24 protein-coding genes and 1 pseudogene are annotated in these 25437 nt (G+C 67.1%); 15 read left to right on the plus strand and 10 right to left on the minus strand.

The annotated features are described in order from the left end of the window. Positions 1 to 75 precede the first annotated feature (75 nt). On the minus strand, positions 76 to 834 hold the full coding sequence (gene ppgK / locus AB0L82_RS06005) for a polyphosphate--glucose phosphotransferase (RefSeq protein ID WP_364631685.1): 759 nt from the start codon (positions 832 to 834) through the stop codon (positions 76 to 78). Between the two features lie 175 nt (positions 835 to 1009). On the opposite strand from ppgK, the gene AB0L82_RS06010 reads away from it, so the two are divergent. After that, positions 1010 to 1942 (plus strand): inositol monophosphatase family protein, encoded by a 933-nt coding sequence (locus AB0L82_RS06010; protein ID WP_364631688.1) that lies wholly within the window; start codon positions 1010 to 1012, stop codon positions 1940 to 1942. A gap of 224 nt (positions 1943 to 2166) precedes the next feature. On the opposite strand, the gene cei is transcribed toward AB0L82_RS06010, so the two are convergent. Further along, a complete protein-coding gene (cei, locus tag AB0L82_RS06015; RefSeq protein ID WP_364631691.1) occupies positions 2167 to 2844 on the minus strand; it encodes an envelope integrity protein Cei in 678 nt (225 codons plus the stop codon). A 420-nt stretch (positions 2845 to 3264) separates the two neighbouring features. On the opposite strand from cei, the gene AB0L82_RS06020 reads away from it, so the two are divergent. Continuing rightward, on the plus strand, positions 3265 to 3567 hold the full coding sequence (locus AB0L82_RS06020; protein ID WP_067566805.1) for a DUF4193 domain-containing protein: 303 nt from the start codon (positions 3265 to 3267) through the stop codon (positions 3565 to 3567). Positions 3568 to 3657: 90 nt separating this feature from the next. Here AB0L82_RS06020 and AB0L82_RS06025 read toward each other — a convergent pair whose 3' ends face one another. Further along, complete coding sequence (locus tag AB0L82_RS06025; protein WP_364632812.1) at positions 3658 to 4149, minus strand: DUF3093 domain-containing protein; 492 nt, start codon at positions 4147 to 4149, stop codon at positions 3658 to 3660. Between the two features lie 79 nt (positions 4150 to 4228). On the opposite strand from AB0L82_RS06025, the gene dut reads away from it, so the two are divergent. Continuing rightward, positions 4229 to 4729 carry a dUTP diphosphatase gene (gene dut, locus AB0L82_RS06030; protein WP_364631695.1) on the plus strand — a complete coding sequence of 167 codons (501 nt, stop codon included), beginning with the start codon at positions 4229 to 4231 and terminating at the stop codon, positions 4727 to 4729. A gap of 2 nt (positions 4730 to 4731) precedes the next feature. Then, positions 4732 to 5622, plus strand: a complete 891-nt coding sequence (locus tag AB0L82_RS06035; protein WP_364631698.1) for a DUF3710 domain-containing protein — start codon at positions 4732 to 4734, stop codon at positions 5620 to 5622. 100 nt (positions 5623 to 5722) lie between these two features. On the opposite strand, the gene AB0L82_RS06040 is transcribed toward AB0L82_RS06035, so the two are convergent. Then, positions 5723 to 6439, minus strand: coding sequence for an alpha/beta hydrolase (locus AB0L82_RS06040; protein ID WP_364631701.1), 717 nt, complete (start codon positions 6437 to 6439; stop codon positions 5723 to 5725). A gap of 159 nt (positions 6440 to 6598) precedes the next feature. Here AB0L82_RS06040 and AB0L82_RS06045 point away from each other — a divergent pair, with 159 nt between their 5' ends. The 3 genes from AB0L82_RS06045 (at position 6599) to AB0L82_RS06055 (ending at position 8701) form a co-directional block, all read left to right on the plus strand. Next, positions 6599 to 6991: an OB-fold nucleic acid binding domain-containing protein gene (locus AB0L82_RS06045; RefSeq protein ID WP_364631704.1), complete on the plus strand. Its 393-nt coding sequence runs from the start codon at positions 6599 to 6601 to the stop codon at positions 6989 to 6991. A 179-nt stretch (positions 6992 to 7170) separates the two neighbouring features. After that, positions 7171 to 7836 carry a DUF3159 domain-containing protein gene (locus tag AB0L82_RS06050; RefSeq protein ID WP_364632814.1) on the plus strand — a complete coding sequence of 222 codons (666 nt, stop codon included), beginning with the start codon at positions 7171 to 7173 and terminating at the stop codon, positions 7834 to 7836. Between the two features lie 160 nt (positions 7837 to 7996). Next, positions 7997 to 8701 carry a sigma-70 family RNA polymerase sigma factor gene (locus AB0L82_RS06055; RefSeq protein ID WP_364631707.1) on the plus strand — a complete coding sequence of 235 codons (705 nt, stop codon included), beginning with the start codon at positions 7997 to 7999 and terminating at the stop codon, positions 8699 to 8701. A 29-nt stretch (positions 8702 to 8730) separates the two neighbouring features. On the opposite strand, the gene AB0L82_RS06060 is transcribed toward AB0L82_RS06055, so the two are convergent. After that, complete coding sequence (locus tag AB0L82_RS06060) at positions 8731 to 9420, minus strand: TrkA family potassium uptake protein (RefSeq protein ID WP_364631710.1); 690 nt, start codon at positions 9418 to 9420, stop codon at positions 8731 to 8733. A gap of 3 nt (positions 9421 to 9423) precedes the next feature. After that, entirely contained in the window at positions 9424 to 10089 is a 666-nt protein-coding gene (locus AB0L82_RS06065; protein ID WP_364631713.1) for a TrkA family potassium uptake protein, read from the minus strand. Positions 10090 to 10284: 195 nt separating this feature from the next. Between AB0L82_RS06065 and AB0L82_RS06070 the strand changes: the two genes are divergently transcribed. The 4 genes and pseudogenes from AB0L82_RS06070 to AB0L82_RS06085 all read left to right on the plus strand — a co-directional run bounded on the left by AB0L82_RS06070 (position 10285) and on the right by AB0L82_RS06085 (position 14840). Beyond that, positions 10285 to 12270: an APC family permease gene (locus tag AB0L82_RS06070; protein ID WP_364631716.1), complete on the plus strand. Its 1986-nt coding sequence runs from the start codon at positions 10285 to 10287 to the stop codon at positions 12268 to 12270. Next, positions 12270 to 12644 (plus strand): annotated as a pseudogene (locus AB0L82_RS06075) (TRAM domain-containing protein); the annotation flags it as partial. The gene AB0L82_RS06070 and the pseudogene AB0L82_RS06075, both read left to right, overlap by 1 nt. A gap of 114 nt (positions 12645 to 12758) precedes the next feature. After that, the gene (locus AB0L82_RS06080) at positions 12759 to 13937 is read left to right on the plus strand and encodes a class I SAM-dependent RNA methyltransferase (protein ID WP_364632816.1); all 1179 of its coding nucleotides are present in this window, start codon (positions 12759 to 12761) and stop codon (positions 13935 to 13937) included. Positions 13938 to 14030: 93 nt separating this feature from the next. Beyond that, a complete protein-coding gene (locus AB0L82_RS06085) occupies positions 14031 to 14840 on the plus strand; it encodes a hypothetical protein (protein ID WP_364631720.1) in 810 nt (269 codons plus the stop codon). Positions 14841 to 14854: 14 nt separating this feature from the next. Here the strand turns inward: AB0L82_RS06085 and AB0L82_RS06090 are convergent, their stop codons facing one another. Together AB0L82_RS06090 and glsA are read right to left on the minus strand one after the other, a co-directional pair. After that, complete coding sequence (locus AB0L82_RS06090; RefSeq protein ID WP_364631723.1) at positions 14855 to 15541, minus strand: SIMPL domain-containing protein; 687 nt, start codon at positions 15539 to 15541, stop codon at positions 14855 to 14857. A 72-nt stretch (positions 15542 to 15613) separates the two neighbouring features. Next, on the minus strand, positions 15614 to 17488 hold the full coding sequence (gene glsA / locus AB0L82_RS06095) for a glutaminase A (protein ID WP_364631726.1): 1875 nt from the start codon (positions 17486 to 17488) through the stop codon (positions 15614 to 15616). A 144-nt stretch (positions 17489 to 17632) separates the two neighbouring features. On the opposite strand from glsA, the gene dxs reads away from it, so the two are divergent. Both dxs and AB0L82_RS06105 read left to right on the plus strand, forming a co-directional pair. Then, complete coding sequence (gene dxs, locus AB0L82_RS06100) at positions 17633 to 19606, plus strand: 1-deoxy-D-xylulose-5-phosphate synthase (RefSeq protein WP_364631729.1); 1974 nt, start codon at positions 17633 to 17635, stop codon at positions 19604 to 19606. Between the two features lie 149 nt (positions 19607 to 19755). Continuing rightward, positions 19756 to 20589 carry an enoyl-CoA hydratase gene (locus tag AB0L82_RS06105; protein WP_364631732.1) on the plus strand — a complete coding sequence of 278 codons (834 nt, stop codon included), beginning with the start codon at positions 19756 to 19758 and terminating at the stop codon, positions 20587 to 20589. Between the two features lie 30 nt (positions 20590 to 20619). Here the strand turns inward: AB0L82_RS06105 and AB0L82_RS06110 are convergent, their stop codons facing one another. After that, entirely contained in the window at positions 20620 to 21873 is a 1254-nt protein-coding gene (locus tag AB0L82_RS06110; RefSeq protein ID WP_364631735.1) for a ribonuclease D, read from the minus strand. Positions 21874 to 22012: 139 nt separating this feature from the next. Then, a complete protein-coding gene (locus AB0L82_RS06115) occupies positions 22013 to 22642 on the minus strand; it encodes a DUF3000 domain-containing protein (RefSeq protein WP_364631738.1) in 630 nt (209 codons plus the stop codon). Between the two features lie 74 nt (positions 22643 to 22716). Here AB0L82_RS06115 and hemE point away from each other — a divergent pair, with 74 nt between their 5' ends. Then, complete coding sequence (gene hemE, locus AB0L82_RS06120) at positions 22717 to 23784, plus strand: uroporphyrinogen decarboxylase (RefSeq protein ID WP_364631742.1); 1068 nt, start codon at positions 22717 to 22719, stop codon at positions 23782 to 23784. A gap of 79 nt (positions 23785 to 23863) precedes the next feature. Then, positions 23864 to 25363: a DUF222 domain-containing protein gene (locus AB0L82_RS06125; protein ID WP_364631744.1), complete on the plus strand. Its 1500-nt coding sequence runs from the start codon at positions 23864 to 23866 to the stop codon at positions 25361 to 25363. The last annotated feature ends 74 nt before the right edge of the window (positions 25364 to 25437 follow it).

Genomic DNA, 25437 nt, shown 5'->3' on the forward strand with positions numbered 1-25437 from the left:
CCGGCGCGCATGCCGGGTTGGTTTCACCGGCGCACCGCCGGATGTTGTTCCATTGTAACGATCGAACCAGGCTGCTTACGGTGCGATACCGGCAGACACGGCCATTGCCGCTCCGACAATGCCCGCGGTGTTCTTCAAATCGGCCGCGACAACCGGTGTTCTGTTGGTCAGCAAGGGAATCCATTCAGCGTAGTCGCGACTGATGCCGCCACCCGCCACGAACACGGTCGGCCAGAACAGATTTTCGAGCGTGACCAGCACCTTACTCACCTCGACGGCCCATTCCGCGTAGCTCAGGCCCTCGCGATCCTTGATGGACGCCGCGGCCAGATGCTCGGCCTCGCGACCGCCCACCTCGAGATGCCCGAGTTCGGTGTTCGGCACCAGCATGCCGTTGTACATCACGGCCGATCCGATGCCGGTGCCGAAGGTGAGCAGCATTACCAAGCCGGTCAGATCCTTTGCCGCGCCGTAGCGGTCCTCGGCGAGCCCGGCCGCGTCCGCATCGTTGAGCACCGTCAACTCGCGGCCGCCCAGCGCCAGCGAGAACAGCGACCGCGCGTCCGTGCCGATCCAGGACTTGTCGATATTGGCGGCCGTGCGCACCACGCCGCCGATGATCACGCTCGGCATGGTGATGCCGACCGGACCGTCCCAGCCCGACTGCGCCACCACCTTCGCCACCGCCTCGGCCACCGCGTTCGGCGTGGACGGTTGCGGTGTCGGCACCTTGATGCGTTCCCGGACCAGTTCACCGGTGGCCAGATCGACCTCGGCGCCCTTGACACCGCTACCTCCGATGTCGATCCCGAACGCGTGCCCCCGAGCGGACATGACGACTCCTCGTTCTCCCAAGTGATGCCGGCGAACCCCGGCGCGCGGCACGATACCGGCTCCGGCGGTGATCAATTCACAGTTGCGGGATACACCCGCCACGCGGCCGGAACCGGCCGATGCGCTGTGTCGTGCGCGACAAGCCTAATGCGAGGTGTGCCGGATCTGTGCTGCGATGGACTTCGTGCCGGAATCCGATTTCACCTCCACCGCATCGAACACCACCGCGACCACCGACGGGACCGACATCGCCGAACTCCGGCGCATCGCGATCCATTTGGCCGAAACCGCCGCCGCGCATGTGCGCGCACGCCGACCTCAGGTCTTCGGACCGGGCGCGGTCGAAGGCGAAGCCGTGCAATCCAAGAGCACCCCGACCGATCCGGTCACCATCGTCGATACCGAAACCGAGGCCCTGGTCCGCCGCCTGGTGGACGAATTGCGCCCGGGTGACCGAGTGGTCGGGGAGGAGGACGGCGGGACGCTGGCGGACGATCCAGCGGCCGTGCAGTGGGTCGTGGATCCGATCGACGGGACGGTGAACTTCGTCTACGGGATTCCCGCGTACTCGGTCTCGGTGGCGGCCGTCCGGGACGGGCGATCCGTGGCCGGAGCCGTCGCGGACGTCGTGCACGAGGTCACCTACAGCGCCGGACTCGGCCAGGGCGCGCATCGCTCGGTCTCCGGCACCTGGGGCAGCGCCGGCGCTCCGCCGATTCCCTTGCGCTGCAATGCCGTCGACTCGGTGTCGATGGCATTGATCGCCACCGGATTCGCGTACGCGCCCAAGCGCCGCGCCCGGCAGGGCGAACTGATCGCCGAACTGTTGCCGGAGATTCGCGACATCCGCCGTCTGGGCTCGGCGGCCCTGGATCTGTGCATGGTCGCCGAGGGCCGGGTGGACGCGCATTACGAGCACGGCCTGAACCTGTGGGACTGGGCCGCGGGCGCGCTCATCGCCGCCGAGGCGGGTGCGGTGCTGATCCTGCCCGCGCCCACATCGATGGGCGCGGCGGGTGAGTTGGTGGTCGCCGCCGCCCCCGGTATAGCGACCGAACTGTCCGATCTTCTGGACCGGATCGGTGTCACCACCCCTATCCCGGTTTAGTTTCAGCCCGCTAGACACGCTGAACGCGGAAAAGAGGATCGCCGCACCTCTGGACGAGGTGCGGCGATGAGCGGAACAGTCTGCGGCACAGCCTTATTGGTTCGCGGCCGTCCCGTTTCTGGACTGAGTGGAGCGGGGGAGCGAAGCGGAGGAGTGGAGGGAGGGAAGAAACGGGACTCCCCGGGCCGCGAACCCGCCCGGAGCGAAGCGCAGGGCCAAATGATTCAGCACTTGGAGTGGCGGGCGGCGTCGAGCAGCTTGGGGTCGATGGCGGGCGTGGTGCCCGGCGTCGGATTCTTGAGGGAGCGAAGCACTTCCTCGGCATCGGTGCTGGGCCGGATATCGCGGAACAGCGAGCCCAGCACCATATCCACGGTGTCATCGGCACGCTGATCCTCGATCAGCTCCGCGCACGGCGCGACCAATTGCACGGCCGCCGCGGCGGGCCGTCCACTCACGCCGAAACGAATCTGCCCGGTGCACTCCAGATCACCGTTCACGTAGACCGGATCATTGCCGACCTGCACGTCCGGTGCGCTGGCGAAGCCGAGATCGCCCAGTTCCGAGGCCACGTGCGCGGCCTGACCACGCTGGCCGTTGGCATTGAACACGCGTACTTTGGCCTGGGCGAGGGCCACCGGTTCCACATCACGTAGCCGGGATTGCCCCACCCGCTGCCCCAACGGGGCGGCCGCGGGTGCGGCGGTACTGGACGCGGGACTCGGCGAATTGCACGCCATCGCGCCGGGGTCGGACTCGGTCGTCGTCAGTGCCTTGATCCACACACCGGCGCAGATCACGACTATGACGCCAACCATGGCCGCCCACGGCTCCCAGCGTCGCCGAATGAAGGGCCGCCCCGCGGGGTCGGTCGAGTTGCCTTGGGTGATCAGTGAAACCACAGGGCACACTCTACGAAAAGCTTGCCGACGTTGCGTGCAAGGTCTCGGTAAGTCCTCGAAAGGTCGCGGGAAGCCACGCCAAGGTCTCGGTCGGTTCCCCGGCCGGTGACGATTGACCCTCAGTTTCGACTCGCGTGTGTTTTGATTGCGACTTTTGTCCCGGGGTCCGCTATTGTCTGGCGGCCCAGATCGTATCGCCCGGGTTGAATCGGGGGTTCGATTTCGGGAACAACAAGGGCATGTCCTGCGTTGACCGAGCGCGATCAGGTGCGGACCAGGAGCATCCGGCCGGATCGGTGACAGGTGTACGTGTGGCGTACACCACGGGCGGGGCGGCAAACCCCGGTTCGATTCCGGCAGGAATCGGGTCCGGATCGAGCCGGTCCGGGATATACGGAGTAAGGACGAGGGGAAGACGACATGGCAACCGACTATGACGCACCGAGGCGTAGCGAAACCGACGAAGTGTCGGAGGACTCGCTCGAGGAGCTGAAGGCTCGTCGCAACGAGGCCGCGTCCGCCGTCGTGGATATCGACGAATCCGATACCGCGGAGTCGTTCGAGCTTCCCGGCGCGGATCTTTCGGAGGAGGTGCTCTCGGTTCGGGTCATCCCGAAGCAGGCCGATGAGTTCACCTGTTCCAGCTGCTTCCTGGTGCACCACCGCAGCCGGCTGGCCAATGAGGCCGGCGGGCAGCTGATTTGCATGGACTGCGCGGCCTGATACCAGGTCACACAGCCCTGAGCAGGAAATATCCGTCAGCCCGCGCTCGGTTCGCCGAGCGCGGCAAGGGATCTCCGGGGTTCCAGGCAGTTACTGAGTAGCCGCGTTCTGGACGCCCAGGGCTTCCATGATTCGTTCGGGCCGGCGCGTACTGACCAACCAGTACGGTGTCGGGTCGTCCGGGTCATCGAGCACGAGTAGCAGCATCGGGCCGATCCAGGCGCGGTGCTGGACATAGGCGGCCGGGTCGAGTTGTCGACCCAGGGCCGCGCTCTTCGCACTGGTCGGCACACCCGCCGCCCGTTTCACGAAAGTGGCCGGGAGATGGGCGGTGTCGATCCGCAATTCGGGGGTTCCAGCACTGTCGCGGGCCACTTCGACCCGGTGCCGCGACATCCACAGCAGCACCCATACGGGGATGGGGAAAAGCAGCACATACGGCAGCCACGCCCGGATTCCCGGTGCGCCCATGTGGATTTCGGCTGCCAGCAGGCCGGTGACGGCCAAGCCGACGGGCCACCACCACAGCGGCACCCACAGGCGCTCGGAGTAGAGGGGCGTGGTCTGCTGCTGAGGTTCCATGGTCACCTGAGGGGGCTGGTCGGACACGACATCAGACTAGGTCAATGGCAGCGGGGGTGAACGCGTAGGCTCGGCGCACGTGACCGGAATTCCTCCTATCTCCCTGCTGCGGCTCGATGCCGGCATGCCCGTACCCACGCGCGCTCACGAGGGCGATGCCGGGGTGGACCTGTGCACCACCGAGGACGTCATCATCGAACCGGGGGAACGCGTGCTGGTCGGTACCGGCATCGCGATCGCGCTTCCGATCGGCACGGTCGGTTTGATCCATCCGCGGTCGGGACTCGCGGCCAAGCACGGCCTGTCGGTCGTCAACACCCCCGGCACGGTCGACGCGGGGTACCGCGGTGAGATCAAGGTCTGCCTGATCAATCATGATTTACGTACTCCCATCGAGCTCCGGCGCGGTGACCGGATCGCCCAGCTGCTGGTGCAGCGGGTCGAACTGGTCGACTTCGCCGAGGTCGACACGCTCGACGAAACCGAGCGGGGCGCAGGAGGATACGGATCGAGCGGTGGGCATGCCAGCCTGACCGCGCAGTCCGGCGGGGCGGGTAGAACAGCCGGCAAGGAGGCATAACGATGTTCGGACGCAAGAAGCGCAAGGGTGACGCGGACGACGCGGGCCGGTACGAGGGCGAATACACCGAGTACGACGACTACGACGATGACGTGGAGTACGAGGCCGAGGGCTACGGCGAACCCGAGTACGCCGCACCGGCTTCGGAGTTCTCCTCGGAATTCGACACCGATTCGTTCCGGGTGCCCGAGCGCGGCTCCAAGGTCGGCCCGTACAACTACGAGGACGTGGTCGATCAGCTCGAGGATGTCGCCGAGCAGCGACTGGATCTCGGGTCGGTCATCGTGCCGGTGCCCCCGGGCGGGCAGTTGCAGGTCGAGATGACCCCCGACGGCACGCCGCAGGCGGTGCACCTGGCCACCGAGCACGGCCGCATCACCGTCGCCGCGTACGCCGCGCCCAAATCGGCGGGCCAATGGCGTTCGGTCGCAGCCGATCTCGCCGAGACGCTGCGCAAGGACGGCGCGCAGGTATCGGTGCAGAACGGGCCGTGGGGTCGCGAACTGCACGCCGTCACCGACGGTGCGGACCTGCGCTTCATCGGCGTCGACGGACATCGTTGGATGGTGCGCCTGGTCGCGGCCGGTCCCTCCGGTGCGGCCTCGGAGAGCCAGCCTCTGGTCGCCGCGGCCCGCGCGATCATGAGCGAGACCATCGTGCGCCGCGGCGATGAGCCGCTGCCGGTGCGCGAACCGCTGCCGGTGGTCCTACCCCAGGAGCTGGCGGATCAGCTCGCCGCCGCGCACCAGCAGCAGCTGGCCGCGCAGCAGCAGGCCGTTGCCGCGCAGCTCGCCGCGCTCCAGGGTGGCCCGCAGCCCGGCGTTCCGGCCCCCGACGCGGAACCGCGTCGCGGCGCGGAGGGCTCGGCCATGCAGCAGCTGGGTTTGCAGTAACCCGAATCATCAAGCACGACAACGGCCTTCGCGCACCTCGAGCCCGAGAGCGCGAAGGCCGTTCGTATGTTGTGGGGATGGCGGGGCCGCCGGTGCGGATTCAGCTGCTGGCGATACCGCGGGGAATGAGGGACGCGAGGCCGCGCTGACCGAGCACGGCCGGGTCCGCGCCGAGTTCGTCGAGGGTGATGTGGTGCAACTCGCTCGAGGGAATGAGAGTGGCCCAGCGTTCGGCGACCGCGATCGGGTGCACCGGATCATCGATCGCCCCGACCAGCGAGACCGGGACTGTGATGCTGCTCAACAACTCCGGTTCCGGCCAGTGGTATCCGGCGGCTTCGTCGAGCGCCGAGGGCAGGTCCGGCCATTGCGAGCGCCAGGACCGGGTGAGGGCCTCGGCGAGCCAGGCGGGGCTGGACGCTTGCATGATGTCGATGACGGCGTCGATGCCGTCCGCGCGCAGCGCCGAGGCGGTGGCGGCTGCGCTCAGCGCCGCCGGGCAGCCGGTGGTATCCGCCCCGGTCCAGGCCGGGAGTGCCGCGACCACGCCGTAGACCGATTCCGGATGTCGTGCGGCCCAATGCACAGCAACCGCCGCGCCGAGGGAGATGCCCGCGATCAGTATGGGCCCCGAGCGCGCGGCGGCGTCCAGGGCGGCGTGGTAGCTGTCGATGACGCGCCGGGGGTCCGGATCGACCGGATGGAACGGGATATCCAGTGCGGCGCAGGCGGATCCGAAGGCCCGGCGGGCGAAATGGGCGTCGGAGCCGGTTCCGGGCAGGGCGACGGCGACCGCCGGATGGGGGAGATCTGGCACCCGGCGAGCGTACTGGGACGGGCGCGCGTGGCGGGTGCGGGCCGTGACCTCTACAGTGGCGGTGTACATCCGCAGCCAGGGGGTAACCCTCCGGTTAAGTGGAAAGAATCGAGCGACGTGCGACCCACGCCGTGAGGGTCTATCAGGAGAGCGTGCGAGATGCCATCCTCGGGTGGAAAGGACTTCCCGTCAGGGTATTTCCGGCGTTTGAGCCGGCGCCTGACGGAGGACCTGGATCGTTTGGATGCCGAGGAACTCGCCGAGACGTCGGAAGCGTCGGGCGCGTGCCGGGCATCGGAGTGTCGCCGCGGTGAGGAAGTCACCATGCTGGGCCGCCTCCGCAGTGTCGAGGCCTGTCCGAAGTCGGGCGGGGCCGAGGTGGAGGCCGAGTTCTTCGACGGCACCGACAGTGTGAACCTGGTGTTCATCGGCAGGCGTCGCATCCCGGGGATCGAACCGGGGCGTCGTATCCTGGTCCGCGGCCGGGTCGGCGAGCGTGATGGCGGCAAGGTCATTTTCAACCCCTACTACGAACTTCGCGGGAACTCCTGACACCTATGCCGATACCTGCCAGCAGCAATGACGATCACCGTGCGCCCACCGGTGCCCCTCGCGAGCTGGAGGACGGCTTCGCGGCCGAGTTCGCCGCGCGTGAGGCCGAACTCACCGAGGCCGTGACCGAGCAGTACGCGGTGCAGCAGCCGCACGGTGTCCGCGAGGAATTGGAAGAGCTGCAGGAGGAAGCGGTCGAGCAGACCCTGCTCGAACAGCTCGGCGGTTTCAGCGGGCTGATTTACTCCTCCCTGCCGGTACTGGTTTTCGTACCGGTGAATTCGCTGCGCGGGCTCACCACGGCCATTTGGGCCGCGCTCGGTGTGGCCACCGCGATTCTCATCTGGCGTCTGGTGCGGCGCGGTCCGATTCAGCCCGCTATCTCCGGTTTCCTCGGTGTCGGCGTGTGCGCGTTCATCGCCTACCGCATGGGTGAGGCCAAGGGTTTCTTCCTGTTCGGCATCTACGCGAGCCTGGTGTACGCGGGCGCGTTCCTGGTGTCGCTGGTGGTGCGCTGGCCTTTGGCGGGTGTCATCTGGGGTGTGCTGAACGGGCACGGCACCGATTGGCGTTCGGATCGCCGGGCCATGCGGCTCTACGATCTGGCGACCGTGGTGTGGGCGGTGGTGTTCGGCGCCCGCTATCTGGTGCAGAACCACCTGTACGCGGCCAACAGCACCGGTCTGCTGGCGGTGGCGCGGCTGGCCATGGGCTGGCCGTTGACCGCTGTCGCGCTGGTGGTGACGGTGTGGGCGGTTCGCAAGGCCGGGCATCTGCCCGTGAATCGTGCGAAGACGGTCGAATCGGCCGAATCGTCCGAGACCGCCGGGTCTGCCGGGAACTGACCCGCTACCAGCGACTTATCGCGCTGAACGCCCGCCGCGCAACACCTTCGGGGGAATCGGTGTTGTCAAGGGGGTGACCAACCCACCCCTGGGGTGCCTATTTCCCAGGCCCCGATCATCGCAGGATCGTTATGAACGATACGGCGAAAGGATCGCGGAGTTGATTACCGACGGCAAGGCAGTGGCAGCGCAGGACCGTGTTGAGGGGCTCGGGACCGCGGTGCAGACAACGGCCGCCGCGCGCAGGCATTCGGCGGGGCGGGGAACCAAGAACGGCACCACGGCGGCGACGACGGAATCCCGGCGTGCCGCAGCGGAATTGGAGAAGCTGATCGGCCCCGCCGCCGCGGGTGACCGGGCGGCGGTCTCGGAGATTCTCAAGATCGTCTACCCCCTGGTGCGGCGCTACTGCGCGGCGCGCATGGGCGGTGCGGGGCACCTGCACGTGACGGCCGACGATGTGGCACAGGAGATTTGCCTGGCGACCGTGCAGGCCATCCCGCGCTACCGGGATCAGGGCAAGTCGTTCCTGGCGTTCGTGTACGGCATCTCGGCCAATAAGGTCGCCGACGCGTTCCGCCGGGCGCAGCTGCACCCGGCGTACCCGGTCGCGGAGTTCCCGGATGAGCCGAATACCGAGGCCGGACCGGAGGAGCGGGCGTTGCAGTCCGAAACCCGGGCCGCCACAAGGGAACTCATGAAGGTGCTGGCTCCGACCCATCGCGAGGTGCTGGTCATGCGCATCGTGCTGGGGTGGACCGCGGCGCAGACCGCGGAGGCCATCGGCACCAGCCCGGGCGTGGTGCGAGTGATGCAGCACCGCGCGCTCAACAAGCTGCGCGCCGAACTCCGGGCGGCGTCGTAAACCGTGACGGCCGCCCGGGAAGGCAGGTATCAGGCGGTTACGCCGACCGGGCTGCCGAAACCGTTGACGCCGAGGGCTTTCCGAAGATCGTCCTCGGCCTCCACGGAGGTGACGAACAGCAGTTCGTCCGACCCTTCCAGCGGATCATCGGCCTGCGGCACGATGACCCGGCCGCCGCGCAGAATGGTGACCAGCGCGGCATCGCGCGGCAGCTTCAACGTGCGAACGGCCTTGCCCGCCAACGGCGTATCGCTGGGCAGGGTGATCTCGACCAGATTGGCCTGACCCTGGCGCAGGGTCATCAGCCGCACCAGATCACCCACCGAGACGGCCTCCTCGACCAGTGAGGCCAGCAGTCGCGGCGTGGAGACGGCGACGTCCACACCCCACGACGAATCGAACAGCCATTCATTGCGTGGATCGTTCACCCGCGCGACCACCCGGCCGACCCCGAATTCGGTCTTGGCGAGCAGGGCGAACACCAGATTGACTTTGTCATCGCCGGTGGCGGCGATGACCACGTCGTACGATTCCAGCCCGGCCTCTTCGAGCGTGGCCAGCTCGCAGGCATCGGCGTGCGTCCAGACCGCGGTGGGCGCGGCGGTGGGATCGATGTGATCGAGGCGGCGTTCGAGCAGCATCACCTGATGCCCGCCGCGCAATAGCTCCTGGGCGATGGATCGGCCGACGGCGCCGGCGCCCGCAATGGCTACCTTCATGAGTCAGTCCTCGCTAGCGGGGGCGTTACCGGCCAGCGCGACGGCTTCACCGACGGTGCCGGAGGTGGCGGCGATGTAGACGGTGTCATCGGCCTGCAGCAGCGTTTTGGAGTTCGGCAGTACGCCCTGGCCGAAGCGGATCAGGAAGGCCACGCGCGCGCCGATGGTGCTCTCCAGCGAGGTGACCGTGCGGCCGTACCACTCCTCGTGCAGCGGGATCTCGGTCACCGCGACGGTGCCGGTGGGATCTCGCCAGGTGGTGGTGGATTGATCGGCCACCAGCGTGCGCAGGAAGCGATCGGTGGTCCAGGGCACGGTGGCGATGGTCGGAATGCCCAGGCGCTCGTATACGGCGGCGCGTTTGGCGTCGTAGATACGCGCGACCACGCGCTCGATGCCGAAGGTCTCGCGGGCCACGCGTGCGGAGATGATGTTCGAGTTGTCGCCGGAGGACACGGCCGCGAACGCGCCCGCGCGTTCGATGCCCGCGCGGGTCAGGACATCCCGGTCGAATCCGACTCCGGTGATGCACAATCCGGGGAAATCACGGCCCAGTCGCAGGAAGGCACTCGAATTCTGATCGATCACCGCGACCTCGTGGCCGATGCGGACCAGGGCCCGGGCGAGTGAGGACCCCACTCGTCCACACCCCATGATCACTACGTACACCGTGCGAACCCCATTCCCGAAAACCGTGGTGTGCGGTCTGGTTACCGTACCGCTCGAGTTTTTCCCGAGGCATTTTCCCCCTCCGGCCGGTATCCAAACCGGAACGTGAGCTTTCACGCGCCACACTACGGTCCGTCACCCCAACGTGCCGCGCCGTGGACGCGACGGGTCGCGCACTCCCTTATGCTCACCAAAGTGTCGAAGTTGACGACGGCCGCCAAGCGCATGCTGGTTGGCCGCCCATTCCGTAGTGATTCCCTGGGGCACACCCTGCTGCCCAAGCGAATCGCGCTCCCGGTCTTCGCCTCCGATGCTTTGTCATCGGTGGCATACGCGCCCGAGGAAATCTTCCTGGTGCTGTCGGTGGCCGGGCTTTCCGCCTACACCTACGCGCCCTGGGTGGGTTTGGCGGTCGCGCTGGTAATGGCGGTCGTGGTGGCCAGTTATCGGCAGAATGTGCACGCCTATCCCTCGGGGGGCGGTGATTACGAGGTCGCCACCAAGAACATCGGGCCGACGGCCGGTCTCACCGTCGGCAGTGCGCTGCTGGTGGATTATGTGCTGACGGTGGCGGTGTCGATTTCCTCGGCGGCGTCGAATATCGGTTCCGCGGTGCCGTTCGTCTCCACGCACAAGGTGTTGTTCGCGGTCGCGGCGATTGTGATTCTGACCGCTATCAATCTGCGCGGTGTCCGGGAATCGGGCACCGCGTTCGCGATTCCGACCTATGCGTTCATGATCGGCATGTTCCTCATGCTCATCTGGGGGTTCTTCCGGATCGAGGTGCTCGGCGATCAGGTGCACGCGGAGTCCTACGGATTCGAGTTGAAGGCCGAGGACGAGCATTTGATGGGGCTGGCGTTCGTCTTCCTCATCGCCCGCGCGTTCTCCTCCGGCTGTGCCGCGCTGACCGGTGTGGAGGCCATCAGCAACGGTGTGCCCGCCTTCCGGAAACCGAAGTCGCGCAATGCCGCGACCACGCTGCTGCTGCTCGGTGTCATCGCGGTGTCGCTGTTCATCTCGATGATCGTGCTGGCGCAGAAGGTCGGCATCGTCTACGCGCACAACACCGCGGATCTGATCGGCGCGCCCGCGGGCTACGAGCAGAAGACCCTCGTCGCGCAGTTGGCGGGCGCGGTGTTCCACGGCTTCCCGGCCGGGTTCTACTTCATCACCATCGTCACGGCGCTGATCCTGGTGCTGGCGGCCAATACCGCGTTCAACGGTTTCCCGGTGCTGGGATCGATCCTGGCGCAGGATCGGTTCCTGCCGCGCCAGCTGCACACCCGCGGTGATCGGCTGGCGTTCAGCAACGGCATCATCTTCCTGGCGGGCGCCGCCATCGCGTTCGTGGTGCTGTTCGGGGCCGAGGTGACCAAGCTCATCCAGCTGTACATCGTGGGCGTGTTCGTCTCGTTCGTGCTGAGCCAGACCGGCATGCTGCGGCATTGGACGCGCCTGCTGCGCACCGAGACCGATCCGGCGCAGCGCATGCGCATGAAGCGCTCGCGGGTGATCAACGCGGTCGGTCTCACCATGACCGCCACCGTGCTGGTGATCGTGCTGATCACCAAGTTCCTGGCGGGCGCGTGGATCGCGATCGTCACCATGGCGGCCATCTTCGGCATCATGAAACTGATTCGGCGGCACTACGACACGGTGTCGCGCGAGCTGGACGAGACCGAATGGGACGGTGTGCTGCCCAGCCGCACGCATTCCATCGTGCTGGTGTCCAAACTGCATCTGCCCACCAAGCGGGCCATCGCCTACGCGCGCGCCACCCGGCCGGACACCATCGAGGCCATCACCGTCAATGTCGATGAGCCCGATACTCGCGCGCTGGTGCGGGAGTGGGAGCGCAGCGATATCTCGGTGCCGCTCAAGGTGATCGAATCGCCGTATCGTGAGATCACCAAGCCGGTGGTGGATTACGTGAAGCGGGTGCGCAAGGATTCCCCGCGCGATGTGGTGACCGTGTTCATCCCCGAATACGTGGTCGGCCACTGGTGGGAACAGTTGCTGCACAACCAGAGTGCGTTGCGGCTCAAGGGCCGCCTGCTGTTCGAGCCCGGCGTCATGGTGACCTCGGTGCCGTGGCAGCTCAGTTCATCGGTCAAGGCCCGTGCGGGTCGTGAAGTCAATGCGCCCGGTTCGGTCCGGCGCGGATTCGGAGACGAGTAGTGAGCCGAGAGGACTGGCGCGGTTCGATTCTGGAGGTTCGGCTCGGCCCGCCCGGCCACGGCGGCTTCTGCGTGGCCCGCCATGAGGGCCGAGTTCTCTTCGTGCGCCACGGTCTGCCCGGCGAACTGGTGCGCGCACAGGTCACCGAGGATCGCGGCGGATCCTTCTGCCGCGCCGACGCCGTCGAAATCCTGGAGCCCTCGGCGGATCGCATCGACCCCACCTGCCCGGTCTCCGGTCCGGGTGGTGCGGGCTGCTGCGATTTCGCGCACGCCAGCCCGGAGGGCCAGCGCGCCCTCAAGGCCACGGTGGTCTCCGAGCAGCTGCGCCGACTCGCCGACTGGGAGCCGGACTTCGAGGTCGAGGTGATTCCGGCACCGGCGTACGGCGCGGCGGCCCCTCTGCTCCCGGCGACCGGCTCCGCGGGTGCCAGACCCGGTGCCGTAGGGGGAGTGCGGGGCAGCGCCGCGATCAGGGTTCGAGGAGCCGTGGCGGCCTATGGCGAGGACACCGAAGCGGGTCGCGCGGGTGCCACCGCGCCCGGCCGTGGAAGCGGCCTTGCCGCAGGCCGGTTGAAGGGCATTGCGGCGGGACGGGTACGCGATTTCCTCTCCGGGCCAGGTGATGATGCCGGGATCGGAAGGGGTGCTCCTATTCTCGGAGGCCCGGAGTTCGGTGCACCGGACCGGCCATCGGGTGTGATTGCGCCGCAGTCTTATACGGCCGGTTGGCGGTCTCGGGTGCGATTGGTGGTGGATGCGAATGGTCGCGCCGGGGTGCATCGCTATCGCAGCACGGATGTGATCGCGGACCTGCGGTGTCCGCAGCCGGTGGCCGGGGCGATGGAGGGTATCGCCGATCGCAAGTGGACGCCGGGTGCGGATCTTGTTGTGGCCGTTGACGGTGACGGGATGCGGCATCTGATCGAGTTGGCTCCGGTGGAGTCCGAGCGCGGCGGTCGGCAGGCGCGCGGGCGCGCGGGTCGTGGCGGGGATCGGCGTGGTGGCCGCCAGGGCGGCGGGCACGGTGGCGATCGCAGTAGTACTGCTGCTCGCCGTGCGGCTGCGAGCGGTCCGCGCGCCGAACGCGTCATCGATGGCAGCGGCCGGACCGTGCAGTATGTGTCCGGTCGCCGGTTCGAGCTGTCCGCCACCGGGTTCTGGCAGCCGCATTACGGTGCCGCGCAACGGTATTCGGATGTGGTGGCCGAGTGGTCCGATGCCGCGTCCGATGCGCTGGCGTGGGATCTCTACAGCGGTGTCGGGGTGTTCGCGGCACGGCTGGCCGAGCAGGTCGGGCCGGGCGGCGCGGTGCACGGCGTGGAGTTCGCGCGTACCGCCGTCACCGAAGGTAAAGCGGCGCTGCGAGATCTGCCGTGGGTGGAGCTGCGGGCCGAGCGGGTGGAGCGCTGGATCGTCGAACAGCCCGCTACCGCACCGGATGTGGTGGTCCTGGACCCGCCGCGCGCGGGTGCGGGCAAGGAGGTCATCGCGGCACTGGCCGAACGCGGCCCGCGCCGAATTGTCCATATCGGTTGCGATCCAGCGGCTTTCGCTCGTGACCTCGGGCTCTATCGCGGCGCCGGGTACAACCCCGCTGGCCTGCGCGTCTTCGACGCTTTTCCGGGCACCCACCATATCGAGTGCATCGCGGTGCTGGAGCGCTGACCCGGATCGTATTGCGGCAGAGTCCGTCTCCGGTTGCCCGCCGGAAGCGGGCCGTGCTGCACCCACTATCGGGCATCCGCCAAGATAGCGGTCATGACTACGCTGTCCGACCCGACGCTCGCGTCGGTGGTGGAACTGATCTACGGGGATCAAGCCAAGTTCTACTCCCTCGAGGGCCTGCTCCTGAGCGTCGACCTCAAGCGTCCCGAGTACACCGTGGAGATGTGGGTCAACAGCGATAGTTATTGGGGCCGTTTGGTCACCCCCGTCTACGGTGCGCGCATGGCGGCGCTGGCCGGTAATGCGGACGCCGATCAGGCACTGCTGAATCTGGTCGAGGTGACCGCGCAGAAGTTCCTGCGCGGGGAATCCCTGGAGCGCAAACAACTTCCGCCGTGGCTGAGCACCCTGCGCGCCGCGCTGCTGGTCGACGGCTACCAGCTGCGCATCGAAACCGTCGGCGGCACCGCCCCGGACGCCACCCTGCGCTGCCGCCTCAGACCCACGCACCGCCTCCCGGTCGCCCTGGCCGAGGAACTGGCCCTGATCGAGACCGAACTCGAATTGCGCAGTCAGCAAACACCTTTGGAACAGCTACAGCAGGCGAGCAAGGCGTACGCCCGCCGCGACTACACCGCCTGCGAGGAACACCTGAGATCCGCGCTGGACCATCTCACCGCCTACGCCGCGGGCACCCAGGACCTGGACAGCACCAAGAACGTCCGCCACCTCATCGACACCGCCCGCCTCTCGGTCCGCGAGGGCACCCGCCTACTCCGCGACCTCCGCCTGCTCACCTCGCTCAACCCGTACCCCCACCGAACCAGAGCCGACGCCACCCGCTTCCGCATCCAACTCACCGCGACCCGCGCCGCCACCCTGCTTTCGCATATCGAGTTCTGACCACCGGCCGTGGTTCAGCTCAGTTGCCAGGTGACCTTGATCGTGGCGTTGAGTTCACTTTCACCGAGTTCCACGGGAATTGGCGGGGCTCCGGCCATATCGCTCTTGGCGGCGGCGAAAGCCATGCGGGGCATGGGGATCGAGGGGCCGGAGGTGTCCTCGGTGATCTCCAGCACCGGGCCGAGGGTGCGGCCCGCCCGGCGCGCGTACTGCTGCGCCTTGTCCAGGGCGTGATCCCAGGCGGCATCGCGGGCGAGGGTGAGCAGTGCCTCGGGATCACTCACCGTCAGCGTGAGCCCGCCCAGCCGGACGTCATTTCCGCCCGCGTCCACCGCGTGCGCGATGATCGCCGCCGGACCATTGTTCGCGTCGGCTTTCTCGGATGCGGCGATATCCCGCAGCGTCACCGTCAGCGAGGTGCTCGCGACATACCCGACGACCTGCTCCCGATTGGCCTCGGTCCACACCGTATCGGTGCGCACCGTCAGCCCGCTGGTCGAAATATCCCGGCCCGGCACCCCATCGGCGCGCAGCGATTCGATGAGCGAATTCGTGCGCTCCCCGGCCGCCGCGTAGGCGAGCGCGACCGTATCGGCCTTGGTCTCGATCGACATGGTCACGCGCATGAGATCCGGTGTGCCGCTGGCACTTCCGGAACCGTAGATGGTGATGTTGCCGGTGTCGATTCCGGTGCTTGGCACGGCGTCCTCCTCGATAGCGGTCGGGGCACCCCGATGCTACCGACGGCGGGTGTGCTGCCCGGTTCGGCGCGCTCAGACACCGCCGTGTGCCGCGAGCGCGCGCACGGCGGCATCGGCCTGGGCGTAGGCGGCGGTGGCGAGGCGTTCCAGCAGTGCGAGTTTTACCTCCGGTGCCTGACGGGTCAGTTCATCGAATTTGTCCGGGGACAGTACCGCCAGGCGAACCGTGTTCTCGGCGTAGATGTCATTGCTGAATCGAACGCTGGTCAACAGCGAGATCTCACCGAATGACATTCCGGGGGACAGGGATATGAGCCGATGCCTACGGCCGTCGCGGTCTTCGAAACTCACCCGCACCCGCCCGTCGAGAATCAGGAACAGTCCGGCGCGCGGACTGTCCCGGGCGATGATGCGTTCCCCGCGCGCGATGGTGCGGATTTCGAATTCCTTGGCGAGGCGCTGTCTTTCCTCATCGGGTAGATCGGCCAGCGCCGGATGCTGTTCTATCCGCAATGCCGCCGAGGGTGTGCAATCCTCGGGCCGGTATTTGTCGATGATGAGTTGTTCGCACCATTCGGTGGCGCTGTCGCGATCGGCGAACACCCGCCCGCGCGGATCGGCCGGATCCAGGCTCGATTCCATATGCCCGAGTTTGGCTTCCGGATCGACCAGCGCCACCCGGCATCCGGCGGCGGCGAGTTCGGCCTGTAGATCATCGAGCATGCGGACCGCGATCTCGCTCACATCGGCGACCTCGCGCAGATCCAGCACCAGCGCTTCCAGTTCGCCGCCGGTCGAGACCGCCTCCACCGCCCGCACCGTGGATTCCGCGCCCGCGAACAGCAGATCGCCGTGCAGTTCGAATATCTGTGCGCGCTCACCCCATTGGCGCAGCACGTCCAATTCGTCGGCGTCGCGGCGCAATCGCGAGGGCGCTTCGGCGACGGTGTACGCGGTGCGGATCGCGGTGTGCGCGGCCCGGGTCACATGCAGGAAGTGCAGTCCCAGCCGATGCGAGAGTTCCCGGCACGCCTTGACTCCGCGCACGCTGCTGCCGTGCGCGTCCAATCGCGGTGAGTACACGGCGATGCCGATCTGACCGGGCAGCACCGCCAGAATGCCGCCGCCCACACCGCTTTTGGCGGGTAGCCCGACGGTGGTCACCCAGTCGCCCGCCGCGTCGTACATCCCGCAGGTGGTCATGACGCTGAGCACTTGCTCGACCAGCGGCCGGGACAGCGCGCGTTCGTGCGTTAAGGGATTCACACCGTTGTTGGCCAGCGTCGCGGCCATGATGGCGAGGTCGCGGCAGGTGACGTCGATGGAGCACTGCCGGAAGTAGCGGTCCACCACCTCGTCCGGATCGCCGTCGATGATTCCGGCTCCGCGCAGCAGATAGCCGATGGCGCGATTGCGATATCCGGTGCGCGCCTCGGAGGCGTAGACGGCCTCGTTGAGCCGCAGCTCACGTCCGGCGAATCGGCCGTAGCTGCGTTGTATCCGAGCGAATCGGTCGGCCGCGTCCCGACCGTCGACGAGCCCCGCGGACGCGATCGCGCCCGCGTTGATCATCGGATTGCGCGGTCGCTGTGTCTTGGGGTCCAGACTGATTTCATTGAACGGTTCCCCGGTGGGTTCCACGTCGATGCGCTCGGCCACGGCGGCGATGCCGCGATCGGCCAATGCCAGTGCGTAGGTGAAGGGTTTGGAGATCGACTGAATCGTGAAGCAGGTGTCCAGGTCTCCGCTGCCGTACACCTGGCCGTCGGCCGTAGCCAGGCAGATGCCGAATGAATCCGGTTCCACCGCCGCGAGTTCCGGGATGTAGTCGGCCAGCTCACCGGACATATCGGAACGGCACAATTCGTACACTTCGTCGATGATGCGCGCCACCACACCGTGCGACACGCGACCTGGGCCGATAGTGGCCGGAATTGGGGGGACCACGGGGCCACTGTATCCGGGTAATGTGTGTGGAGCCTCACATCTATTGCGGATGTCGCAGGTGGAGTTCAGTTCCTGGCGTTGGGGGCCGGTCAGGTCTCCGTAGACTGTTGCAATCACAGGAGACATCCGGAGGGAGCAATAGCCGTGGGAGTGCTTTCCCGGGTCGACATGCCCGAGGACCTGCGTCGGCTTTCGATACCGGAGCTGCGCGAATTGGCCGAGGAGATTCGCGAGTTCCTGGTGCGGAAGGTCGCCGTCACCGGCGGGCACCTGGGTCCGAACCTCGGCGTCGTGGAGCTGACCATCGCGCTGCATCGGATCTTCGATTCGCCGGCCGATCCGATCATCTTCGATACCGGGCATCAGGCCTATGTGCACAAGATCCTCACCGGTCGTAAGGACGGGTTCGACACGCTGCGCAAGGAAGGTGGCCTGTCGGGCTACCCGTGCCGCGCCGAGAGCCCGCACGACTGGGTCGAGTCCTCGCACGCGTCGGCCTCACTGTCCTATGCGGACGGTCTGGCCAAGGCGTTCGGGCTCACCAGGCAGAAGCGCAGTGTGGTCGCGGTCGTCGGCGACGGCGCGCTGACCGGCGGTATGTGCTGGGAGGCGTTGAACAATATCGCCGCCGGGCAGGACCGTTCGGTTGTCGTGGTGGTCAATGACAATGGGCGCTCCTACGCGCCGACCATCGGCGGTCTCGCCGAGCGGCTGGCCGGGTTGCGCATGCAGCCCGCGTACGAGCAGGCCCTGGACGCCACCAAGCGCATCGTGCAGTCCATTCCGCGCGTGGGGGATTCGGCCTATTCGATGCTGCACGCGTTGAAGACGGGCATAAAGGATGCCGTCGCACCGCAGGAGCTGTTCGGCGATCTGGGGCTGAAGTATGTCGGCCCGGTCGACGGGCACGACACCGTCGCCCTGGAGGCCGCGCTGCGGCGCGCCAAGGATTTCGGCGGTCCGGTGGTGGTGCACGTGGTCACGCAGAAGGGTCGCGGTTACAAGCCCGCCGAAGACCATGTGGCCGATCAGATGCACGCCATCAACCGCATCGACCCGGAGACCGGTGAGCCGGTCGGCGGTTCCCCGGGCACCAGTTGGACCTCGGTGTTCTCCAAGGAGCTCATCGAGCAGGCCGAGCAGCGGGACGATATCGTCGCCATTACCGCCGCCATGCCCGGTCCGACCGGTCTGTCCGCGTTCGGAAAACGCTTCCCGGAGCGCATGTTCGACGTCGGCATCGCCGAACAGCACGCCATGACCTCCGCGGCCGGTATGGCGCTGGGCGGGCTGCATCCGGTGGTGGCCATCTACTCCACATTCCTGAACCGCGCCTTCGATCAGCTGCTGATGGATGTGGCGCTGCTGAAACTGCCCGTGACATTGGTGCTGGACCGCGCCGGTATCACCGGTGACGACGGTGCCTCGCACAACGGCATGTGGGATTTCTCGGTGCTCGGCATCGTGCCCGGTATTCGCGTGGCAGCCCCGCGCGATGCGGCCACGCTGCGTGAGGAATTGGGCGAGGCCGTGCACATCAGCGACGGCCCCACCGCGATTCGCTTCCCGAAGGGCACTGTGTCGGAGGATATTTCCGCCGTCGAGCGCTTCGAGGGCGTGGATGTGCTGCGCCTGCCGCAGGGCGAGGACTCCGGTGCGCAGTCCGCGCGCGGCGATGTGCTGCTGGTCGCGGTCGGCGCGTTCGCCGAATTGGCCTTGAAGGTCGCGGATCTGCTGTCGGCCGAAGGGGTTTCGGTCACGGTCGTCGATCCGCGCTGGGTGCTGCCGGTATCGGACACCGTGGTGAAGCTGGCCGAGAATTACCGGCTGGTGGTCACTTTGGAGGACAGCGGCCTGCACGGCGGTATCGGCAGCACTGTATCGGCGCGGTTGCGCTCGGCCGGAGTCGATGTCGCCACGCGCGATCTCGGTGTGCCGCAGCAGTTCCTGGATCACGCCAAGCGTGCGCAGATCCATCACGATCTGGGTTTGACGCCGGGCGATATCGCGCAGCGCGTGCACGGCTGGCTCGGTGACAGCGCCGAGGCGGATATCGCGATGTCCGAAGCCGAGGGCGGTAAGGCGGTTCGCGCCACCGCGCGGGCGGTCGCGGAATAGCGGGTTGTTCTCGAGCTGAACTGTTCGAGCCGGGCGGGCGATATCTCCGGATGTCGTCCGCTCTCTCGTCTCCGCGGCTTTTCATATACGCCGCAGCGCATCTCGCGTAGATTCTAGAACCGGTTACAGTTTTCGGTCAGGAGTCTTGCATGTCCGTAGATGGCCCAGCGTCGAGCGATCCCGCCTTCGTACTGGTCGAGAAGCCGCGCCCGGGGATCGCCCTGGTGACGCTCAACCGCCCGGACCGGATGAATGCCATGGCCTTCGATGTCATGATCCCGCTCCGCGAAACCCTGGAGGCGGTCGCTGCCGACAATGATGTGCGCGTGGTGGTGCTCACCGGCGCGGGCCACGGTTTCTGCTCCGGTGCGGATCTACAACACGCGGGCCGCGTCCCCGGTGTCGAGGGCTTGACCAAAACCACGGTCGCCCGCCGCTCGATGGAACTGCTCAATAACGTGATGCTCACCATCCGCCGCATGCATCAGCCGGTGATCAGCGCCATCAACGGCGCGGCCATCGGTGGCGGCTTCTGCCTCGCGGTCGGCACGGATATCCGAATCGCCTCGGAGGACGCCTACTTCCGCGCCGCGGGCATCAATAACGGCCTCACCTCGGCCGAACTCGGCATCAGCTACTTGCTGCCCCGCGTGGTCGGCACCACTCGGGCCTTCGAAATCATGCTCACCGGCCGTGACGTGGATGCCGCCGAAGCCGAACGCATCGGCATAGTCTCGCGCGTTGTCCCGGCCGACAAACTCCTGGAAGCGGCCTACGACACGGCGGATCAGATCATCCGCTGGAGCCGAGTCGGCACCGAACTCACCAAGCGCATGCTGTGGAGTGGCCTGGAAGCGAGCAGCTTCGAATCCCATATGCAGCACGAGGGCACCGCCCAGCTGTACGTCCGCCTCACCACCGAGAATTTCGACGAGGCAATCCGGGCTCGCCGCGACCGCAGACCACCTGTTTTCGAGGACTGACCCTCCGTCATCCGGGATGACGGGGGAACGTCAATCCTTCTCTTCGGCCGGGTAGAGCGCTTCCGCGAGGCGGGGGACCGCGAGTTCCCGCTGCCAGGGGCGAGCGCCGCCGGCCGAGAGAAAGTCGTCGATCAGGGCCGGGGCTTCGCCGTTGCTGGCGGTGCGGGGGAGGCCGTCCCAGCACATGCGGCGCAGCAGATCGGGGGTGAGCAGATTCTCGATGGGGACCGAGACCTCGGTGGAGAGGTCGCTCATCGCCGAGCGGGCGCGCTGCAGGCGGGCCGCGGCGGCCGGATCGCGGCGTTCCCAGCGGTTGACCGGGGGCGGGCCGTCGAAGGGCTGCGTGAGCGGGGGAAGTTCGGATTCCGGAAGCGCCCGGGCGCGTTCGATCGCGCCGAGCCATTCCCGGGAGTAGCGGCGCTGCCGGGGTCCGCCGAACACGGGCAGGGCGCGCAGCTGTGCGATGGATTTGGGTTCGCCATTGGCGGCCGCCACGATCGCGGAGTCCGGCAGGATGCGGGCCGGGGCGACATCGCGCAGGCGGGCCAGGCGGTCGCGGGTGGTCCAGAGTTCGCGGACGATACCGAGCTGCCGGGTGCGGCGCAGCGTGTGGATTCCGGAGGTGCGCCGCCATCTATCCGATTTGGGCGCGGACGGTTCGGCATTGCGGACGTGCTCGAATTCCTGTGCCGCCCAATCGGTCTTGCCCTGCTCATCGAGCTCGAGCGCGACCGCGTCCCGGAGTTCGAGCAGCAGTTCCACATCGAGCGCGGCATAGTTCAGCCAGTCGTCGGGCAGCGGCCGGGTCGACCAATCGGCGGCCCCGTGCCCCTTGCGCAGTTCGCGCCCGAGCAGGTTCTCCACCATGGCCGCGAGCCCGACGCGCTCATATCCGGCGAGCCGTCCACCGAGTTCGGTATCGAACAGCTTGGCCGGATAGAGCCCGAGTTCGGCGAGTCCGGGCAGATCCTGATCGGCCGAATGCAGCACCCATTCCAGGCCGTTGATGGCGTCCGCCAGCGGTTCCAGATCTCCGTCGAGCGGAATCGGATCGATGAGGAAGGAGCCCGAGCCCGCGCGCCGCAACTGAATCAGGTAGGCGCGATTGGAGTAGCGGAATCCGGAGGCGCGTTCGGCGTCGACCGCGAGCGGCCCGGTACCGGCGGCCAAGCGGCTCGCGGCGTCCGTGATTTCGGCAGCACTGTCCAATACCGGCGGCACACCCTCCACTGGCGCGAGCAACGGTACCGCGGCAGTGGCTTCGGGCTCTTCTGGTACGGACATGGTCTTGAACTCTACGGGTAGGACAGGGGCGATCCGCGTCACGTCGGCGAAACGGTGGACCTCGACTCGGGGCCGGGCTGTTGGGAATCGTAATGGCCCCGGATCGATTTCGTTGCGGTACAGGTGTTCTCGTACGGGACTAGTCGGAATCGCCGTCGTCGTGCCGGACATCCAGCCGGGTAACGCCCGCGGGCGGCAGTCCGGCGGCGTACGCGAGGACCTCGCAGAAGGCTTCCACGTGCGACCGCATCTCACTGTCGCCGACGGTCCAGGAGGCCCGCAGTTCGAGTTGATGCGCGCGCGGCGGTCCCGCGATATCGCCGTACCGCACCGAGGAGGTGGAGGTGACGGTGCCGCCCAGCGCGGTGAACGGGGTGCGCGATTCGAGCGCGTCCACCAGCCAGCTCCAGGCCACCTCGGGCAGCAGCGGATCGGCGGCGAGCGCGGAATCGATATCGGCCTGTATATAGGCGACCAACCGGAACACCCCGTGCCAGGCTTCCTGCCCGTCCGGGTCGTGCAGCAGGATGAGCCGCCCGAAGGCGTCCCCGTCGGAGTCGACGGGAACCACATTCGTATCGGGCCGCGTGACTTCCGCACCTAGTGCGTAGGAGTACGGCGCCAAGCGCTGCGGCGGGCGGATCGGAGCTAGCTCGATCCGAGGATGCACGGTTGCGGTTCCCATCGCATCGACCGCGGCACGGAACCCGATGGGTTCTTCTGGCTCTGGGGTCGGTGCGGCGCCGTCGCGGAAGTCGAGCGGTGTCACGTATGAGGACGGTAGACCTACCCGGCGCGGTGTAGTGAGAGGCGCGCCGCCCGGGGCCTTTACGATGAGCGGTGATGAGCACTCACATCCGCCGCCAGCTGACCGACGCGCCCCTTCTAGTAGCCGCCTCGGGTGGTGTGCCGCATCGTCGTCCGGTGTGGTTCATGCGCCAGGCAGGGCGTTCGCTACCGGAGTACCGCGAACTGCGCGCCGGTATCGGCATGCTCGAATCATGCTTCGATCCGGAACTGGTGTGCGAGATCACCATGCAGCCGATCCGGCGACACGATGTCGACGCGGCAATCCTGTTCTCGGACATCGTGGTTCCGCTGAAGGCTGCCGGGATCGATCTGGACATCGTGCCCGGGGTCGGCCCGGTGGTCGCGAATCCGGTGCGCACCGTCGCCGACGTCCGCGCGCTGCCGCGTCTCCGCGCCGAGGAGGTCGGCGCGGTGACCGCCGGTATCGGGCTGCTGCTCGACGCGCTCGGCGAGGTGCCGCTGATCGGTTTCGCGGGTGCCCCGTTCACCCTGGCCTCCTATCTGGTGGAGGGCGGGCCGAGCAAGAACCACGAGCGCACCAAGGCGATGATGCTCGCCGATCCGGAGACCTGGCATGAGCTGCTGGGCGTACTGACCGATATCACCATCGAGTTCCTGCAGGCGCAGATCGCGGCCGGGGTGGACGCGGTGCAGCTGTTCGACTCGTGGGCGGGTGCGCTGACGCTCGCCCAGTACCGGGAGTACGTGTTCCCGCATTCGCAGCGGGTGTTCGCGGAGGTGGCGTCGGCGGGGATTCCGCGCATTCACTTCGGCGTGGGGACCGGAGAGCTGTTGGGCGCCATGGGCGAAGCCGGGGCCGACGTGGTCGGTGTGGACTGGCGGATTCCGCTCAATGACGCCGTGCGGCGGGTCGGGCCCGGAAAAGCGTTGCAGGGCAACCTGGATCCGGCCGTGTTGTTCGCGGGGTCGGCGGCTATCGAGTCGGAGATTCTTCGGATCGCTCGGGAAGCTGATGAGGCAATTACCTTGGGAGCCAAGGGGCATATTTTCAATTTGGGGCATGGGGTGTTGCCGAATACCGATCCGACGGCAATTACCGAGGCGGTCAAATTGATTCACAGTCTGCCTATGCCGTTGTAAATGTCGATCCTTCTGAAAAGGATTGCATCACAATAGAATTGACCTTTCGGGGTCTGTTCTATCGCGGTAAAATTGTGGTATGGAATCAGGGGGATTCACCGCAGAGGTCGCCGCCAGCGTGCACGCGTTGCGCGCGGCGGTGGACGGGCTGCTGAATTCCCAGCTGATTCCTTTGTCGGATGGCGAATTCACCGACGTGATGCGGGAAGTCGAAACCGAGCTGCGGCGGCTCGACGCGCTCAAAGTTCAGTTCGCCACCGAAACCGTCCGCCGCAAGTTGCATGAGACCGTAGGCGTCAGCTCCCCGGCTCGTTTCCTGGAAGGGGCGCTGCGACTTTCCCGCGCGGACGCCTATGGCCGGGTCAACCTGGCCGCCAAGATCGGTGTGCGTCGCCAGCTGGGTGAAGAGCTCGAGCCCGAGTTCCCGATGCTGGCCGAGGCCCAGCGGGCCGGGGTGATGTCGGTGGACGCCGTGCGCCGGATCGTGCACGTGATGGATCGGCTGCCGGGCAGCACCGCTATCGAACTTCGTGAACGTGCCGAGGCTTCGCTCACCGAATACGCCGCCACCGGCTGGCCCGACGACGTGCGACCGCTCGGCGAAGCGCTGTTGGCTCGCGTGGATCCGGATGGTCGGCTCAATACCGATGCCGACCGGCAGCGCAAGCGTGGGGTGACTCTGGGAACCGAGCGGGTGGATGGCATGACCCCGCTGTGCGGTGAGATCACCCCCGAACTGCGTGCCCTGGTCGATCCACTGCTCGCGAAGTACGCGCGCCCGGGCATGTGCAACCCCGAGGATCCGGAGAGCCCCAACACCGCCGGACCGGTGGATCGTGACGCGTTGGAAGCTGCCGCCAAGCGGGACACCCGCACCGCGGCACAGCGCAATCACGATGCGCTGCTTGCGTTTCTGCGCCTGGAACTCGATTCCGCCAAGCTGGGTACGCATCGGGGTGTGCCGGTCGGAACGATCCTGACCATGAGCGCCGCCGATGTGGAGAAGGGCACCGGGATCGCGACCACCGCGGCCGGTGGCACTCTCTCCATCCCCGAAGCCATGCGGCTGATCGCCAACGCCAACCACGTCGACAACTACCTCGCGGTCCTGGATCCGCACGGTATGCCGCTCTACTTCGGCCGTGTCGAGGCGCACCGATTGGCAAGCAAGGCACAGCGTTTGGTGTTGACCGCCACCGAGCGGGGTTGCACCCGCCCGGGTTGCAGCGCGCCCGCCACGCTGGCGGCGGTGCACCACGTCACCGAATGGGCCAAGGGTGGAGCCACCGATATCGACAACCTCACCCTCGCCTGCGATGCCTGTCACGCACTGGTCAAGGACGGCCCCGACGGCTGGAAGACCGTGAAACTCGGTGCGGACAGCGCTTTCCCGGGCCGCACCGGCTGGATCGCCCCCCACCACATGGACCCCACCGGAACACCGCAGGTGAATCACCGGCACCACCCCGACGAGGCGATGACAGTTGCCGTGGCGCGAATCCAAGCCCGCAACAAACGCGAGCGAGACCGCCTCAAGCAGTGGCTCAACCGCCGCAACTCTTCCCTGACCAGGCATTAGCCTTCCGGGGTCACCCGGCATGGTCCCGGGGCCTTCGTAGCAAACCCATGCCCTCACCCCGCCTTGCAACGGGG

Origin of the sequence: Nocardia sp. NPDC052001 (assembly GCF_040680615.1) — a bacterium.
GTDB lineage: Bacteria > Actinomycetota > Actinomycetes > Mycobacteriales > Mycobacteriaceae > Nocardia.

What these genes read in the sequence shown, in the direction of transcription:
- ppgK (WP_364631685.1), bottom strand. Translation starts at nt 834, where the DNA reads ATGTCCGCTCGGGGGCACGCGTTCGGGATCGACATCGGAGGTAGCGGT.
- AB0L82_RS06010 (WP_364631688.1), top strand. Translation starts at nt 1,010, where the DNA reads ATGGACTTCGTGCCGGAATCCGATTTCACCTCCACCGCATCGAACACC.
- AB0L82_RS06020 (WP_067566805.1), top strand. Translation starts at nt 3,265, where the DNA reads ATGGCAACCGACTATGACGCACCGAGGCGTAGCGAAACCGACGAAGTG.
- AB0L82_RS06025 (WP_364632812.1), bottom strand. Translation starts at nt 4,149, where the DNA reads ATGGAACCTCAGCAGCAGACCACGCCCCTCTACTCCGAGCGCCTGTGG.
- AB0L82_RS06035 (WP_364631698.1), top strand. Translation starts at nt 4,732, where the DNA reads ATGTTCGGACGCAAGAAGCGCAAGGGTGACGCGGACGACGCGGGCCGG.
- AB0L82_RS06045 (WP_364631704.1), top strand. Translation starts at nt 6,599, where the DNA reads ATGCCATCCTCGGGTGGAAAGGACTTCCCGTCAGGGTATTTCCGGCGT.
- AB0L82_RS06060 (WP_364631710.1), bottom strand. Translation starts at nt 9,420, where the DNA reads ATGAAGGTAGCCATTGCGGGCGCCGGCGCCGTCGGCCGATCCATCGCC.
- AB0L82_RS06085 (WP_364631720.1), top strand. Translation starts at nt 14,031, where the DNA reads ATGACTACGCTGTCCGACCCGACGCTCGCGTCGGTGGTGGAACTGATC.
- AB0L82_RS06105 (WP_364631732.1), top strand. Translation starts at nt 19,756, where the DNA reads ATGTCCGTAGATGGCCCAGCGTCGAGCGATCCCGCCTTCGTACTGGTC.
- AB0L82_RS06110 (WP_364631735.1), bottom strand. Translation starts at nt 21,873, where the DNA reads ATGTCCGTACCAGAAGAGCCCGAAGCCACTGCCGCGGTACCGTTGCTC.
- hemE (WP_364631742.1), top strand. Translation starts at nt 22,717, where the DNA reads ATGAGCACTCACATCCGCCGCCAGCTGACCGACGCGCCCCTTCTAGTA.
- AB0L82_RS06125 (WP_364631744.1), top strand. Translation starts at nt 23,864, where the DNA reads ATGGAATCAGGGGGATTCACCGCAGAGGTCGCCGCCAGCGTGCACGCG.